The organism is Streptomyces sp. UF-297, from assembly GCF_058245575.1.
In genome coordinates this window covers 60,814-74,927 of record NZ_JBSIBZ010000004.1, presented here as the reverse complement: position 1 = coordinate 74,927, position 14,114 = coordinate 60,814, and the positions used below count along the sequence as shown (strand labels likewise).

Annotated in this window: 11 protein-coding genes; 4 read left to right on the top strand and 7 right to left on the bottom strand. The window is 72.3% G+C overall.

The genetic code is table 11. The annotated features are described in order from the left end of the window. Nucleotides 1-184 precede the first annotated feature (184 nt). Nucleotides 185-1,147, bottom strand: coding sequence for an EamA family transporter (locus AC4IJH_RS04200; protein ID WP_490850114.1), 963 nt, complete (start codon nucleotides 1,145-1,147; stop codon nucleotides 185-187). Nucleotides 1,148-1,215: 68 nt separating this feature from the next. Between AC4IJH_RS04200 and AC4IJH_RS04195 the strand changes: the two genes are divergently transcribed. Next, the gene (locus tag AC4IJH_RS04195; protein ID WP_490850113.1) at nucleotides 1,216-2,079 is read left to right on the top strand and encodes a LysR family transcriptional regulator; all 864 of its coding nucleotides are present in this window, start codon (nucleotides 1,216-1,218) and stop codon (nucleotides 2,077-2,079) included. 537 nt (nucleotides 2,080-2,616) lie between these two features. On the opposite strand, the gene AC4IJH_RS04190 is transcribed toward AC4IJH_RS04195, so the two are convergent. Genes AC4IJH_RS04190 through AC4IJH_RS04175 form a run of 4 tightly spaced genes read right to left on the bottom strand, consistent with a single transcriptional unit; the run spans nucleotide 2,617 to nucleotide 8,853 of the window. After that, entirely contained in the window at nucleotides 2,617-3,822 is a 1,206-nt protein-coding gene (locus tag AC4IJH_RS04190; RefSeq protein WP_490850112.1) for a helix-turn-helix domain-containing protein, read from the bottom strand. Nucleotides 3,823-3,850: 28 nt separating this feature from the next. Further along, nucleotides 3,851-4,489 carry an HAD family hydrolase gene (locus AC4IJH_RS04185; protein ID WP_490850111.1) on the bottom strand — a complete coding sequence of 213 codons (639 nt, stop codon included), beginning with the start codon at nucleotides 4,487-4,489 and terminating at the stop codon, nucleotides 3,851-3,853. A gap of 43 nt (nucleotides 4,490-4,532) precedes the next feature. Further along, entirely contained in the window at nucleotides 4,533-7,430 is a 2,898-nt protein-coding gene (locus AC4IJH_RS04180) for an FAD-binding and (Fe-S)-binding domain-containing protein (RefSeq protein WP_490850110.1), read from the bottom strand. A 16-nt stretch (nucleotides 7,431-7,446) separates the two neighbouring features. Continuing rightward, nucleotides 7,447-8,853, bottom strand: a complete 1,407-nt coding sequence (locus AC4IJH_RS04175) for an FAD-binding oxidoreductase (RefSeq protein WP_490850109.1) — start codon at nucleotides 8,851-8,853, stop codon at nucleotides 7,447-7,449. 63 nt (nucleotides 8,854-8,916) lie between these two features. Between AC4IJH_RS04175 and AC4IJH_RS04170 the strand changes: the two genes are divergently transcribed. Further along, a complete protein-coding gene (locus AC4IJH_RS04170; RefSeq protein WP_490850108.1) occupies nucleotides 8,917-9,981 on the top strand; it encodes a helix-turn-helix transcriptional regulator in 1,065 nt (354 codons plus the stop codon). A gap of 9 nt (nucleotides 9,982-9,990) precedes the next feature. Beyond that, nucleotides 9,991-11,109, top strand: a complete 1,119-nt coding sequence (gene serC / locus AC4IJH_RS04165; protein WP_490850107.1) for a phosphoserine transaminase — start codon at nucleotides 9,991-9,993, stop codon at nucleotides 11,107-11,109. 232 nt (nucleotides 11,110-11,341) lie between these two features. On the opposite strand, the gene AC4IJH_RS04160 is transcribed toward serC, so the two are convergent. After that, a complete protein-coding gene (locus tag AC4IJH_RS04160) occupies nucleotides 11,342-12,184 on the bottom strand; it encodes an ABC transporter permease (RefSeq protein WP_490850106.1) in 843 nt (280 codons plus the stop codon). Continuing rightward, on the bottom strand, nucleotides 12,181-13,191 hold the full coding sequence (locus AC4IJH_RS04155) for an ATP-binding cassette domain-containing protein (RefSeq protein WP_490850207.1): 1,011 nt from the start codon (nucleotides 13,189-13,191) through the stop codon (nucleotides 12,181-12,183). Before AC4IJH_RS04155 ends, AC4IJH_RS04160 begins: the two co-directional genes overlap by 4 nt. A 97-nt stretch (nucleotides 13,192-13,288) precedes the next feature. Here AC4IJH_RS04155 and AC4IJH_RS04150 point away from each other — a divergent pair, with 97 nt between their 5' ends. Further along, nucleotides 13,289-14,104: a TetR/AcrR family transcriptional regulator gene (locus AC4IJH_RS04150; protein WP_490850105.1), complete on the top strand. Its 816-nt coding sequence runs from the start codon at nucleotides 13,289-13,291 to the stop codon at nucleotides 14,102-14,104. Nucleotides 14,105-14,114 lie beyond the last annotated feature (10 nt).

The window sequence follows — 14,114 nt, the reverse complement described above, 5'->3', positions numbered from 1 at the left end:
CGCACGAGGCGGCATTCCGTGCTTCTTTCCGCGCGTTTAAGACATGCGGCTCCGCGGTACGGATTCCAGGTTCGGCGACTTCACCACGAAACCGGATACGGCCCAATACGTCCTGCGCGAGGGCGCATTCCCGGCGCGCGCGTATTTCAGCGCCCGCATTCGGCGCCCCGGCCCGCTCTCCCCTTCACCGCCGCGCCGCGCTGCGTACCGCGCCCACGCTCGCCGCGACCACCAGGGCGATCGCCACCACCTCGGCCCAGCCCAGCGCCTGGTGCAGTACGAGGAAGCCGGCCGTGGCGGCGGCGGCCGGCTCCAGGCTCATCATCACCGCGAAGCCGGAGGCGGGGAGCTTGCGCAGGGCGAGCAGTTCGAGGGTGTAGGGCAGGACGGAGGACATCAGCGCGACGGCGGCGCCCAGCCCGATGGTGACGGGGTCGAGCAGGGCGCCGCCCGCCGTGGCGATGCCGAGCGGCAGGCTGAGCAGCGCGCCGACCGTCATCGCCAGCGCCAGCCCGTCCGCCTGCGGGAAGCGCTGTCCCGTACGGGCCGACAGCAGGATGTACGCGGCCCACAGCCCGCCCGCCGCCAGTGCGAACCCGGCGCCCAGCGGATCGATCCCGTCGAACCCCTCACGCCCCAGCAGCACCACACCGCCCAGCGCCAGCGCCGCCCACACCACACTCAGCAGCCGCCGGGAGGTGGCCACCGACAGGATCAGCGGCCCGAGGAACTCCAGCGTCACGGCGGCGCCCAGCGGGATGCGCTCGATGGCCTGGTAGAAGAGCGAGTTCATGCCGGCCAGCGCGACGCCGAAGGCCAGCACGGTCGCCCAGTCGCCGCGCGTGTGGCCGCGCACCTTGGGCCGGCAGGCGATCAGCAGCACCAGCGCGGCGACCACCAGCCGCAGCGTGACCATGCCCAGCGACCCCACCCGGGGAAAGAGCAGCACGGCCACCGACGACCCGAACTGGAGCGAGACGATCCCGCCGATGACGAGCGCGACCGACCCGAACCGCCCGCCGACGCCACCGCCCCCCGGTTTCCCCGCCCCCTTCTGCGCCCTGCGGACCTCGGGCGAGGCGGGGACGACGGCCCCGGGGGCATCGGGAGCGGACAGCAGCTGGGACTCACTACGCGCTTCGTTCACATCCCCACGCTACGACCCCCGCTCACCCCGGTGAAATGCCTTTCCCCCTGCTGTTATGCTCCGCGCGCATGAGCATTGAGCTGCGGCACTTCCGCTGCTTCCTCGCCATTGCCGAGACCGGCGGCATCACCCGCGCCGCCGAGCAACTGCGCCTGACCCAGCCCGCGGTCTCCCGTACGCTGCGCGCCCTGGAGCAGGAACTCGGCGTCCTGCTCGTCGACCGCTCCACCCACCACCTCGCGCTGACCGACCACGGCCACGCCTTCCGCGACCGGGCCGCCCTCGCCGTCGCCGCCTTCGACGACGCCCTGGACCCGCGCCGCCTGACCACCTGGCCGCTGCGCCTGGGCCACGCCTGGGCGGCGGCCGGCGCGTACACCACACCCCTCCTGCGCCGCTGGCAGCGGACCTACCCCAGCACCCCCCTCGAACTCCTCCGCATCGACGACCGCACCGCCGGCCTCACCAGCGGCAAGGTCGACGCGGCCGTCCTGCGCGGCGACATCCGCACCCCGGGCCTGGTCACCGAACTCCTCACCACCGAACGCCGGGTGGCCGCCCTCCCCACCGACGACCCCCTGGCCTCCCGCCCCACCCTCACCCTCGCCGACCTGACCTCCCGCACCATCGCCCTCAACACCCTCTCCGGCATCACCACCCTCGACCTCTGGCCCCCTGGCATCCGCCCCACCACCACCCTCCCCATCACCAACACCGACGACTGGCTCGCCACCATCGCCGCCGCCCGCGCCATCGGCATCACCTCCACGGCCACCCCCGAGGTCCACCCCCACCCCGGCGTCACCTACGTCCCCCTGACCGACGGCCCACCCGTCCCCGTCCACCTCGCCCGACGCCCCGGCCCGGGCCACCCGTCCCTCCCAAACCTGACAACCCTCCTCCACGAGGTCATCGGCCCCGCTGCGGACTGACGAGCACGCCGCACGCCCGCTCATCCGACTCCTCGAACGTGGTGGCCGTGAACCCACCGGCCCGTGCGACAGCGGCCTGGAACACCACCCGGCTGTCGACGCTCCTGCTGATCCGGTCCCAGTTGTGCACAAGGCAGACGACTGGGCGCCGACGCGCCTCCCGAGTCATCACCTCAACAAGCTCTCGAAACCTGGGGCGTCGACCGGGACTGTCATCAAGCGCGGCGTCACCGCGATCGATCCAGATCCCGGCCATCTCCCACCGCCGCCGGGCCGCGTAGTGGCGGCACCCGGTGAGGCGCAGGTCCAGCACCGGGTTGTGCTGCGGGGCGCTGCGGTCGTAGACGAAGACAAGAGGGCTGCACTCCACACTTCTGTCCGTCCGCGCTCGCGGCGCACCTTGCGTCATGCCGGACGACCGAACTCCATCGGTGTCCACGGCCCTTGATGTGATCACGATGACCTCCCTGCCTCTGCAGACAAGGCGATGATGGTCGGCCGCAAGGGACACAAGTACCCCTGTCAGGGGTAGCGGCGTCATCCCTCGGCGTGGCACCACTCGGCGAAGCTGGAAAGTGGTTCAGCATCGGCTCGCTTCAGCCGTCTGAGCGTTGCGGCATCCTCACGGACCCAGAGGTGCTCACGGGTGTGCTGCGGTGCGATGCTCCGCGCCGCCTTGAGGTGCTCGAAAGCGCGATCCGGCCGCCCCGCCCACAGTTCAGCACGCGCGAGTTCGATGTAGAAGCCACTCCGGCGTTCGGCGGGCAGGTCACGCGGAGGTGACCAGCCGCGGATCACGGTCAGGGCATGCTCGATGTGATCGCCGCCAAGGCTGAGCGCGACGGACACCTCGTGGATACGCACACTGTCCGGCCCGAACCCCGTGCCCTGATAGACGGATTCGGGCACGCGATCGCCAAGAGTACGGGCCTCCGCTAGGTGACGTTCGGCGGCCTGCGAATCACCCGCACGGCTCGCGATGACGGCGGCCCGCATGTGGAGTGCGCCGCGAGCAGCCAGGCACCCGGCGCGGTCGCTGTCCGGGACACGGTCGAGGGCGGCTTCCAGGGCACGAAGTCCGGCCGTGTGAGCACGTGCGGCGAAGTAGATCTCGGTACGGACGTAGGCAGCGGCAGCATCGAGCAACGGGTCCTCGGACTGCGCCGCTGCCCAGCGCATGAGGTCGATGAGGCGTGCGGAGAGGTCGAAAGCCCTGTACTTGTATGCGACGGCATCCGCCGCCCGCGAGGTGGCGACGAGCAGCGCTGCGACGGAGTGACGCTCCTCCGGAGGTGCCGCCCTGAGGGCCCGGCAGAGTTCCGCCAAGAGGTCGGGCACATGACGAGTGATGCGTACATACTGAGCGCCGAGCCGCCATCTGACGACCTGATGCATAGCGGGACGAAGCTCACATTGCGTACGGACCGGACCGTCTTCGGGCACGTCGTAGGTGGCGAGTACAGCTGACAGGCCGAGCATGGCCTGGTGTGCACGGTCATCTGCCCGATCGGAAGCAGCGAGCAGCAGGGACGGGTCGACACCGAGTGCTGCGGAGATGCTCGCCAACACGACGCCGGAAACGCCTCGCTCAGCTCTCTCGATCTTGCGGATCGTACCGAGGGCAACACCTGCTGCGGCGGCGAGTTGGGACTGCGTCAACCCGGCGATGCGGCGACGGTAGGCAACGCGTGAGCCCACATCGCGGTACACGGAATCGGCGATGACCGGATCACATCTCTGCACTCAACCAGCGTGATTCTTCGACCCGTTGTCAAGCAACTACCAGTCTCGGCAAGTCGGTCAACGAGTCGATTCGCCAGTCGGCTTGAGCGGCCTCAGGGGTGTCGGCCCACAGATACCCATAGGGCCCGCGACGCAGATGCGCGGTGCACAACCCGGCGGCCTTGGCCGGTGCGATGTCATTCTGCGGGTGATCGCCGACGTACACAATGCGCCCCGGCTCGGTGTCGGCGAGAGCGACCACCTTCTCGAAGAACGCCGGATCCGGCTTGGCCACGCCCCACTCCCCCGAGGTGGCGACGGCATCTACGGGCAGGCCGAGGCCTCGGAGAAGCTTGCCCGCCCTCGCTGTCTGATTGCCCGCGATGACCACACGGACACCTGCCTCGCGGAGGGCGGCGAGGGCAGGGCGTACGTCCGGGTACAGGTCCGTCTCGTCGAGATGCTCGCCACGACCAGCGGCTTCGCGTTCCCGGTAAGCGACGCCGATATCAATACCGGACCGGAGCAGCCGGATCGCATCCGCGTTGTCGCGCCCCTGGGCGACGACCGCGCCGACGAGCGCGGAGAGGGTGTGCCTGGGTACGCCGAGCCAGTCCGCCCAGGCAGCCCAGTAGCGGTCATCGCTGGTCAGGGTCTCACCAATGTCGAACGCCACCGCTTGGATCATGCGAGCACCCTACGGGGGCCCGATCCGCAGCGGGGCAGCCCGATCAGCCCGCATCGCTACCTTCGGCCCGGTGCGCCGTCAGCCCCTCCGCCAGTACCTCCGCCAGATGCCGTGCCCGCCGTCCCGTCAGCTGGCCGAGCTGGGTGCGGCAGGAGAAGCCGTCCGCGAGGAGTTCGGTGTCCGGGGCGGCGGCCCGTACGGACGGCAGGAGCTGCTCCTCGGCGCAGGCCACCGACACCTCGTAATGGCCGCGTTCGAAGCCGAAGTTGCCTGCGAGGCCGCAGCAGCCGGAGGACAAGGGGCCCTGCAGGCCCGCTTGTTCGCGCAAGCGGCGGTCGGCGGTGTCGCCGAGCACGGCGTGCTGGTGGCAGTGGGTCTGGCCGGCGGCGGGGCGGTCGAGGCGGGGCGGGGTCCAGCCGGGGGCGTACTGCGACAGGTACTGCGCGAAGGTGCAAACGGAGGCGGCGAGTTCGGCGGCGCGGGGGTCGTCGGGGAGGAGTTCGGGGAGGTCGGTGCGCAGGGAGGCGGCGCAGCTGGGTTCCAGGATGAGCACCGGGGCGCCGAGGACGGGGCCGACGCGGTCCAGGGTGCGGCGCATGACCTTGCGGGCCTGGTCGAGCTGGCCGGTGGAGACCCAGGTCAGGCCGCAGCACACGCCGCGGCCCGGCAGGATCACCTCCTTGCCGGCGGCTTCCAGTACGCGTACGGCGGCCCGGCCGACCTGCGGGGAGAGGTAGTTGGTGAAGGTGTCGGGCCACAGGAGGGCCGTACGGGAGGAGGAGATCACTCGGGTGCCGGGCGGGGTGCGGCGGGCGAACCAGGTGGTGAACGGCTCGCGGGCCAGCGGCGGGATGGCGCGCTCGGGGGCGAGGCCGCCGATCCGTTTGGCCACTCCCGCCAGGGGGGTGCGGGCGAGCGCGTTGAGCAGGGGCGCGGCCGGGGCGGCGGCGCGCAGCCACTGCGGGAGGCGGCCCATGGAGTAGTGGGAGGCGGGCCGGATGCGCCCCCGGTAGTGGTGGTGCAGGAACTCGGCCTTGTAGGTGGCCATGTCGACGCCGACCGGGCAGTCGCTGCGGCAGCCCTTGCAGGAGAGGCAGAGGTCGAGGGCGTCGCGGACCTCGGTGGAGCGCCAGCCGTCGGTGATCACTTCCCCCGCGAGCATCTCGTGCAGCAGGCGGGCCCGGCCGCGGGTGGAGTGCCGCTCCTCGCCGGTGGCGCGGAAGGAGGGGCACATGACCCCCGAAGCGGGGTCTGCGTTACGGCACTTGGCGACGCCCACGCAGCGGCGGACGGCGGCCGAGAAGTCGCCGTTGTCGTGCGGGTAGCCGAACTCCACGTCCACCGGCCGCTTCGGCAGGACGGAGAAGCGCAGGTTCTCGTCCAGGCGGGAGGGGCGTACGAGCATGCCGGGGTTGAGGCCGCCCGCCGGGTCCCACAGGTCCTTGAACCGGCCGAAGAGGGAGACGAGTTCGGGCCCGTACATCGCGGGGAGGAGCTCGGCGCGGGCCTGACCGTCGCCGTGCTCGCCGGAGAGCGAGCCGCCGTGCGAGACCACCAGCTGGGCCAGGTCGGTGGAGAAGTCACGGAAGCGGCGGATGCCGGGGCCGGTCAGCAGGTCGAAGTCGATGCGGATGTGGATGCAGCCGTCGCCGAAGTGGCCGTAGGGGGTGCCGCGCAGGCCGTGCTGGGACAGCAGGGCGCGGAAGTCGCGCAGGTACGCGCCCAGTTGGGCGGGCGGTACCGCGCAGTCCTCCCAGCCCGGCCAGGCTTCTCCCCCAAGTCCTCGGCTTCGCTCGGACAGGGAGGTACCCCCCTCGTCCGGGGTGCGGGTGGCCGTGCCGGAGGCGTCCTCGCGGATCCGCCACAGGGCGCGCTGGCCGGCCGGCTCGGTCACGACGGTGTGGCCGGTCGCCTCACCGGACGCCGCGCGGCACAGCTCCTCGGCGCGCGCCCGCGCCTGGGCCGCCGACTCCCCGCCCATCTCCACGAACAGCCACGCACCGCCCTTGGGCAGCCCCGCCGCGTCCCCCACCAGGTCGGCGGCCATCCCCTCGACGGTCAGCGGCCCGTACGGCAGCAGGGTGTGCGCCGCCTCGGCCGCCGCGCTCTCGTCGGCGTATGCGAGCACCGCCAGCACGCGCGCCGCGGGCGGCGCCACCAGCGCCACCGTGGCCTCGGTCAGCACGCCGAGGGTGCCCTCGCTGCCGGTCAGCGCCCGCGCGAGGTCCGTCCCCTTCTCCGGCAGCAGTTCGTCCAGCGCGTAGCCGGAGATCCGCCTCGGCAGCGCGGGGTAGCCGGTGCGCAGCAGCGCCAAATCCCCCTCCACCAGGGCCCGTACGCCCTCCCGCAGCCCTGCGGGCAGCCCGTCCAGCCCGCGTCCGGCCCTGAACTCCGCGCCCCCGTACGTCAGTCCGTTCAGCTCGCGCACGCTGTCGGCGGTGGTGCCCCAGGCCACCGAGTGCGAGCCGCAGGAGTTGTTGCCGATCATGCCGCCGAGGGTGCAGCGGCTGTGGGTGGAGGGGTCGGGGCCGAAGGTGAGGCCGTGTGCGGCGGCGGCCGAGCGCAGGTCGTCCAGGACCACGCCCGGCTGGACCACGGCCGTACGGGCCGCGGGGTCCAGCGACACGATGCGGCGCATATGGCGGGTGAAGTCCAGGACGACGCCGGTGCCGGTGGCCTGGCCCGCGATGCTGGTCCCGCCGCCGCGCGGCACCACCGGCACGCCGTACTCCCGGCACACCCCGAGCGCCGCCGCGACATCCCCGGCGTCCCGCGGCGCGACCACCGCCCGGGGCACGCGCCGGTAGTTGGACGCGTCCATGGTCATCAGCGCCCGGTCGGCGGCGGCGAAGGACACCTCCCCGCGCACCGCCCCCCGCAGCGCCGCTGCCAGCTCCGCACGCCCCGCCTGTCCCGTCTTCTGCTCCTCGCGATCAGCCATACCCCCACCCTGCCCGCTACTGCGGCGGGAGATTGTGGTTGAAGCGGAAGGTGTTGTGCGCATCGAGTGCCCTCTTCAGCTCCGTCAGCCGCCGGCGGGTCCCCACCTCGTACGCGCTGCCCGCCACCTCCGGGTCCTCCTCGCGCCCCCCGAACAGGAAGTTCACGCTGCGGCCGACCGTCGCGGGCGCCACCGCCGCCAGCGCCCGCCGGTGCAGCGCGCGTACGGCCCCGCGGTCCGTGCCGTCCAGCGGCGAGAGCACCCGCAGCAGGAAGCGCGCGTCCCGGTGCCCGACCGCGCTGTGCTTGCCGGGCCTGGCCAGCGCCCCGCCGAGGTGGTTGAGCTGGGTGACGACCATGAACGGTGTGCCGGGTCCGGTCAGCGCCGCGACCTCGCGCAGCGCCGCCGCGTCCAGCCCGTCCAGCAGCGCGTTGTCGCCGTCGTAGGAGTGCGGGGTGTCCGGGTCGGCGTGGATGGTGTGGGACTCGGTGTACGGCATCTCGCGCAGGGTGTCGGCCAGCCGCGGCCCGACCGCGCGCAGCGGCGCCACCAGCCGCTCGCCCTCCTCGGCCGTACCCGTAAAGGCGATACGGAAGGCGAGTTGGTAGCTGCCGCGCAGCGCCTCGGGCAGCTGCGGCAGGTCCGGGTACTCGATGAGCTGGAGCGAGGAGGTCAGCGTCTCGGGCACGGTCCCGGTCCACTGGAGGTACGCCTCCAGCGCCGGGCCGATCAGCTCGCCGCCGAAGACCAGCTGCCCGCCGTAGACCCGCGCCACCGGCACCAGGCCGAACTCCAGCCCCGTGACCACACCGAGGTTGGCGCCGCCGCCCAGCAGTGCGCCGAACAGCTCCGGGTCGCTGTCGGCGGTCACCGTACGCGGCCGCGCGTCGGCGGTGACCAGGTCGACCGACCGCACGTGGTCGGCCGCGTACCCGAACTCGCGGGCCAGCAGGCCAAGTCCGCCGCCCAGGGTGTACGCGACCACGCCCACGCCCGGCGCCGACCCGTTCAGCGGCGCCAGCCCGTACGGTGCCGCCGCCTCGATCACCTCGGCCCACACCGCTCCGGCCCCGACCCGCGCGGTGCCCGCGGCGGCGTCGATGTGCACCGCGTTCATCCGGCGGGTGACGATCAGCAGCCCGCCGTCGGTGGCGGCGGCCAGCCCGTGCCCGGTGGCCTGCACCGCCACCGGCATCCCGCGATCTCGCGCGAAGGCCACCGCGGCGGCGACGTCCGCCGCCTCCGCCGCGCCGACGATCACGGCGGGCCGGTGCCGGTAGCCGGTCTGGAAGCCGGACCGCTCCCGGTCGTAGCCGTCCTGACCGGGCAGGAACACCGGCCCGCGCAGCCGCCCCGCCAGCTCGCGTACGGCGCCGCAGTCGGCCGCCGCGGCAGTGCTCTTCGTCATCTCGTCACTGGTCATGAACGGCACTCTGCTGCCAAAACTTGCCACTTTCCGTCAACATTTTCGACGACACTCGTCTGCGTGAAATCAGACCGACTGCTCTCGATCCTGCTGCTCCTGCAGACCCGCGGCCGGGTCCCGGCCCATGAGCTGGCCGAGCGCCTGGAGGTCTCACCGCGCACGATCTACCGCGACATCGAGTCGCTGTCGGCCGCCGGTGTCCCGGTGTACGCCGAGCGCGGGCGGCACGGCGGCATCGCGCTGCTGCCCGGGTTCCGTACGGATGTCACGGGGCTGACCACCGACGAGGCACGCGCCCTGTTCGTCCTGGCCGCCGAGGGCGCGCACGCCGCGCTCGGCCTGGACGACGCGCTGGGTTCGGCGCTGCGCAAGGTGATGGCGGCGCTCCCCGCGCCGCACCGCCCGGCCGCCGAGGTCACCAGCCGCCGCATCCTGGTGGACCCCGACCGCTGGATGGCGGGGCCGCGCGCGGCCGCCGAGCTGGAGACCCTGCACACCGCGGTCTTCGCCGACCGGCGGCTGCGGCTGCGCTATCGCCACAGCGGCGAGTCCCGCCCGCGTACGTACACCGTCGACCCCTACGGCCTGGTCGCCAAGGCGGGCGTCTGGTACCTGGTCGCCGACCGGCGCGGCGAGCCCCGCCTCTTCCGCGCGGACCGGATCGCCGCGGCCACGCTCACCGACGCGCCCGTACAGCGCCGCGCGGGCGTGGAGTTGGCGCAGGTGTGGCAGGCGCTGCGCCGCCGGGTCGAGGACCGCCCGGCCCCCGTCCGGGTCCGCGCCCGGGTGCTGCGCACCCGCCTGGACATGTTCGTGCGCATCCTGGGCGGCGCCCTCACCGCGCCGCCCGAGGCCACCGGCGGCCAGGACGGCGAGTGGGCCACGGTCGAGCTGGCCTACCCGGCGCTGGGCGCGGTCCGCCAACTGCTCCAGTTCGGCACCTCCGTACAGGTCCTCTCGCCGCCCGAAGCCCGCCGCGAACTGGCCGCTGCCGCCGCCTCCGTGAGCGATCTGTACGCCGAGGACGCCACCCTTATCGCGCCCGAACCCCCGCAATCCCACCGATCCGAGGAATTCATCTCACCGGGTGGACGCGCATCCGGCCCCGCGCCTGCGACGGATTAGGCTTCGCCCGTGGCTGATATCCAGATCCCCGCTGACATCAAGCCCGCCGACGGACGCTTCGGCGCGGGCCCCTCCAAGGTGCGTACGGAGGCGCTCGGCGCCCTGGCCGCCACCGGATCTTCCCTGCTGGGCACCTCCCACCGCCAGGCGCCGGTCAAGAACCTGGTCGGCCGGGTCCGCGAGGGCGTACGCGACCTCTTCTCGCTGCCCGAGGGCTACGAGGTCATCCTCGGCAACGGCGGTTCCACCGCGTTCTGGGACATCGCGACCCACGGTCTGATCTCCGACAAGTCCCAGCACCTCACCTTCGGCGAGTTCTCCTCGAAGTTCGCCAAGGCCGCCAAGCTCGCGCCGTGGCTCCAGGAGCCGAGCGTCATCTCCAGCGAGCCCGGCACGCACCCGGAGCCGAAGGCCGAAGCGGGCGTGGACGTCTACGCCTTCACCCACAACGAGACCTCCACCGGCGTGGCCGCCCCCATCCGACGGGTGCCGGGCGCCGACGAGAACGCACTGGTCCTGGTGGACGCCACCTCCGGCGCCGGCGGCCTGCCCGTAGACATCGCCCAGAGCGATGTCTACTACTTCGCGCCGCAGAAGTCCTTCGCCTCCGACGGCGGCCTGTGGATCGGGGTCTTCTCCCCCGCCGCCCTGGAGCGCGCCCGCGCCGTCCACGCCTCGGGCCGCCACATCCCGGAGTTCTTCTCGCTGCCCACCGCGATCGACAACTCCCTGAAGAACCAGACGTACAACACCCCCGCGCTGTCCACCCTCTTCCTGCTCAACGAGCAGCTTCAGTGGCTCAACTCCCAGGGCGGCCTGGACTGGTCGGTGCGCCGCACCGCCGCCTCCTCGCGCAGCCTGTACGGCTGGGCCGAGGACTCCAAGTACGCCACCCCCTTCGTCGCCGACCCGGCCAAGCGCTCCCAGGTCATCGGCACCATCGACTTCGACGACGAGATCGACGCCGCGGCCGTCGCCAAGACCCTGCGCGCCAACGGCATCGTCGACACCGAGCCGTACCGCAAACTCGGCCGCAACCAGCTGCGCGTGGCGATGTTCCCCGCCATCGACCCGGCCGACGTCCAGGCGCTGACGGCCTGCATCGACTACGTGATCGACAAGCTGTAACCCGCTTACTCAGCGGACGAGTTGGGACCATCGGGGAGCTTGCGGTGGGTCCCGGACTGCGGGCCGGCGGTGGCTGGTCGCGCAGTTCCCCGCGCCCCTGACGGGGGGCGCGGGTGGTCCCGGTGACGGTGGCAGCGGCTCCGGGGTGGGGTACTGGGCTGCTTCGCTTTACGCCCAGTACCCCACCCCTACGCCACCGCCACCTCGCGTCGTCGCGGGTCCTCGGGCGCCCTCAGCGACTCAGCCGCTGGAACTTCCGCACCGCCAAGGGCAGGAAGACCAGCGTGATCGCCACCGGCCACACCACCGCCATCACCACCGCATGCTGCTCGGCCCAGCTGTCCCCCACCGTCACCGGCCCGCCGAACAGCTCACGGATCGCCGTGGCCGTGGCCGAGACCGGGTTCCACACAGCGATCGCGCCCAGCCAGTCCGGCATCATCGACGGCGGAGTGAAGACGCTGGAGATCATCCCGAAGGGAAAGGCGATCGCGAAGAGGTTGCCCGCCGTCTCGGCGTTGGGGGCCATCAGCCCCAGCAGGACACCGATCCAGATCAGCGCGAAGCGCAGCAGCACCAGCAGGCCGAACGCGGCGAGCGTGGCGAGCCAACTGCCCTGCGAGCGCCAGCCGATGACCACCGCGATCACCGCCAGCACCAGCAGGTCCAGGCTCGCGTGCAGCACGTCCGAGACGCCCCGGCCGCTGACCACCGCGGACGGCGCCATCGGCATGGAGCGGAAGCGGTCGGTGACACCCCGCTCCTTGTCGACGACCACCGCCATCGCGGTGTTCATGAAGCCGAAGGCCATCGTCATGGCGAACATGCCGGGCATCGCGAAGGTCTTGTAGTCCACGCCGGAGCCCACGTCCATCGCGCTGCCGAAGACGTACACGAACAGCAGCACGGAGACGATCGGAAAGCCCAACTGCCAGGCGATGATGACCGGTTGCCTGGCCAGATGGGTCAGGTCGCGCCGCACGACCGTCCAGCAGTCGGCCAGCGCCCAGTAGATGCGGCGCTCGGGCCCCTCCAGCCTGAGGTCCGTCGCGATACTCCCCGCGCCCGCGCTCATGCCCCGGCCTCCTCTCGCCGCGCCGACCGCACGCCGCCCGGCCCACCCATGGGGTTCGTACGGTGCCCCGTCAGCTGGAGGAACACCTCGTCCAGCGTCGGCCTGCGCAGCCCGATGTCCGCCACGCCGACCCCCTCGTCCTGAAGGGTGCGGGCCACCTCGGTCAGCGCCGCGACCCCGTCGGTCACCGGCGCGCCGACCCGCAGCTCCACCTCGTCCGCCGCCGGTTCCCCACCGCCCGCCGCCACCCGCGCCACCGCCTTGACGGCCTGCGGCAACTCGCCCGCCGAGCGCAGCACCACCTCGATACGGTCCCCGCCGACCTCCCGTTTCAGCTCCGCCGGGGTGCCGTCCGCGATCGTCCGCCCGCTGTCGATGACGGCGATACGGTCGGCCAACTGGTCGGCCTCGTCCAGGTACTGGGTGGTCAGCAGCACGGTCGTACCGGCCGCGACCAGCGAACGCACCGCCTGCCAGACCTCGTTGCGGCCGCGCGGGTCGAGCCCGGTGGTCGGCTCGTCCAGAAAGAGCACCTCGGGCGCGAGAATCATGCTGGCGGCCAGGTCGAGCCGCCGCCGCATGCCCCCGCTGTAGGTCTTGACCTGCTTCCCGGCCGCCTCGCTCAGCCAGAAGGCATCCAGCAGCTCGCCCGCCCGCCGCCGGGCCCGCCGCCCGCCGAGATGGAAGAGCCTGCCGAACATCTCCAGATTCTGGCGCCCCGTCAATATCTCGTCCACGGCGGCATATTGACCGGTCAGGCCGATGCGCCTGCGCACCCGGCCCGCCTCCCGCGCGACGTCATACCCGGCGACGCGGGCCCGGCCGCCGTCCAGCCGCAGCAAGGTGGCCAGGATGCGTACGGCCGTGGTCTTGCCCGCGCCGTTCGGGCCGAGCAGTCCGTGCACGGTGCCGCGGCCCACCGCCAGATCGAAGCCGTCCAGGGCCCGTTTGTCGCCGTACCGCTTGTGCAGACCCTCGGCGAGGACCGCCGGGCCCGCCCCCTTCATGGATCCCATCAAGAGCTCCCTCCGTAACTGGGTACACCGTACTCGATAACGAGTACGGTGTACCCAGTTTTTTCCCGACCGCCTAGGATGGAGCGCGATGACGACAGAACACAGTGGTGGCGGCGATGTCTCGCGCAGCATGGAGCTGCTGTGGGGCCTGGGCGAGCGCCCCAGCCGCGGCCCCAAGCCCGGTCTGACCCTCGACCGCATCGTCGACGCCGCCGTGGCGGTCGCCGACGCCGAAGGGCTGGACGCCGCGTCCATGCGCCGGGTCGCCACCGAACTCGGCGTGGGCACGATGTCGCTGTACCGCTATGTCCCCGGCCGGGCCGAGCTGCTGGACCTGATGCTGGACAAGGTCGTCGACGTCGGGAGCGACGCCCGCCCCGACCCCGACGGCGGCTGGCGCGCCACCCTGGAAACCGCCGCCCGCGGCACCCTGCGGCTGCACCGGCAGCACCCCTGGCTGCTCCACGTCGACCAGGGCCGCCCGGTGCTGGGCCCCAACACCATGCAGAGCATCGAGTACGTCCTCGCCGGGCTGGCCGGCACCGGCCTGAGCGACCGCGAGAAGATGCATCTCCTGCTGATCGTGGACGGCTTCGTCACCGGCACCGTCCGCACCCAGCTCAACGCCGAGGCCGCGGCCCGGCGCACCGGCGTCAGCGACGAGGAGTTCTGGAAGAGCCAGGAGCCCGTGCTGGCCGAGGTCATGACCAGCGGCCGCTTCCCGCTGATGGAGGCGCTGTCCATGGACGCCTTCGAGGACTCCGGCGACGAGGTCTTCGAACTCGGCCTGACCGCCCTCCTGGACGGCCTCACCCCGTTCGTGGAGAGCCGTACCCCCACGAACGGGAGCCGTACGCCCGCGAGCAAGAGCCGTACGCAGGAGCCGGGCCCCGCCGGGGCGTGACGCAGCGGCC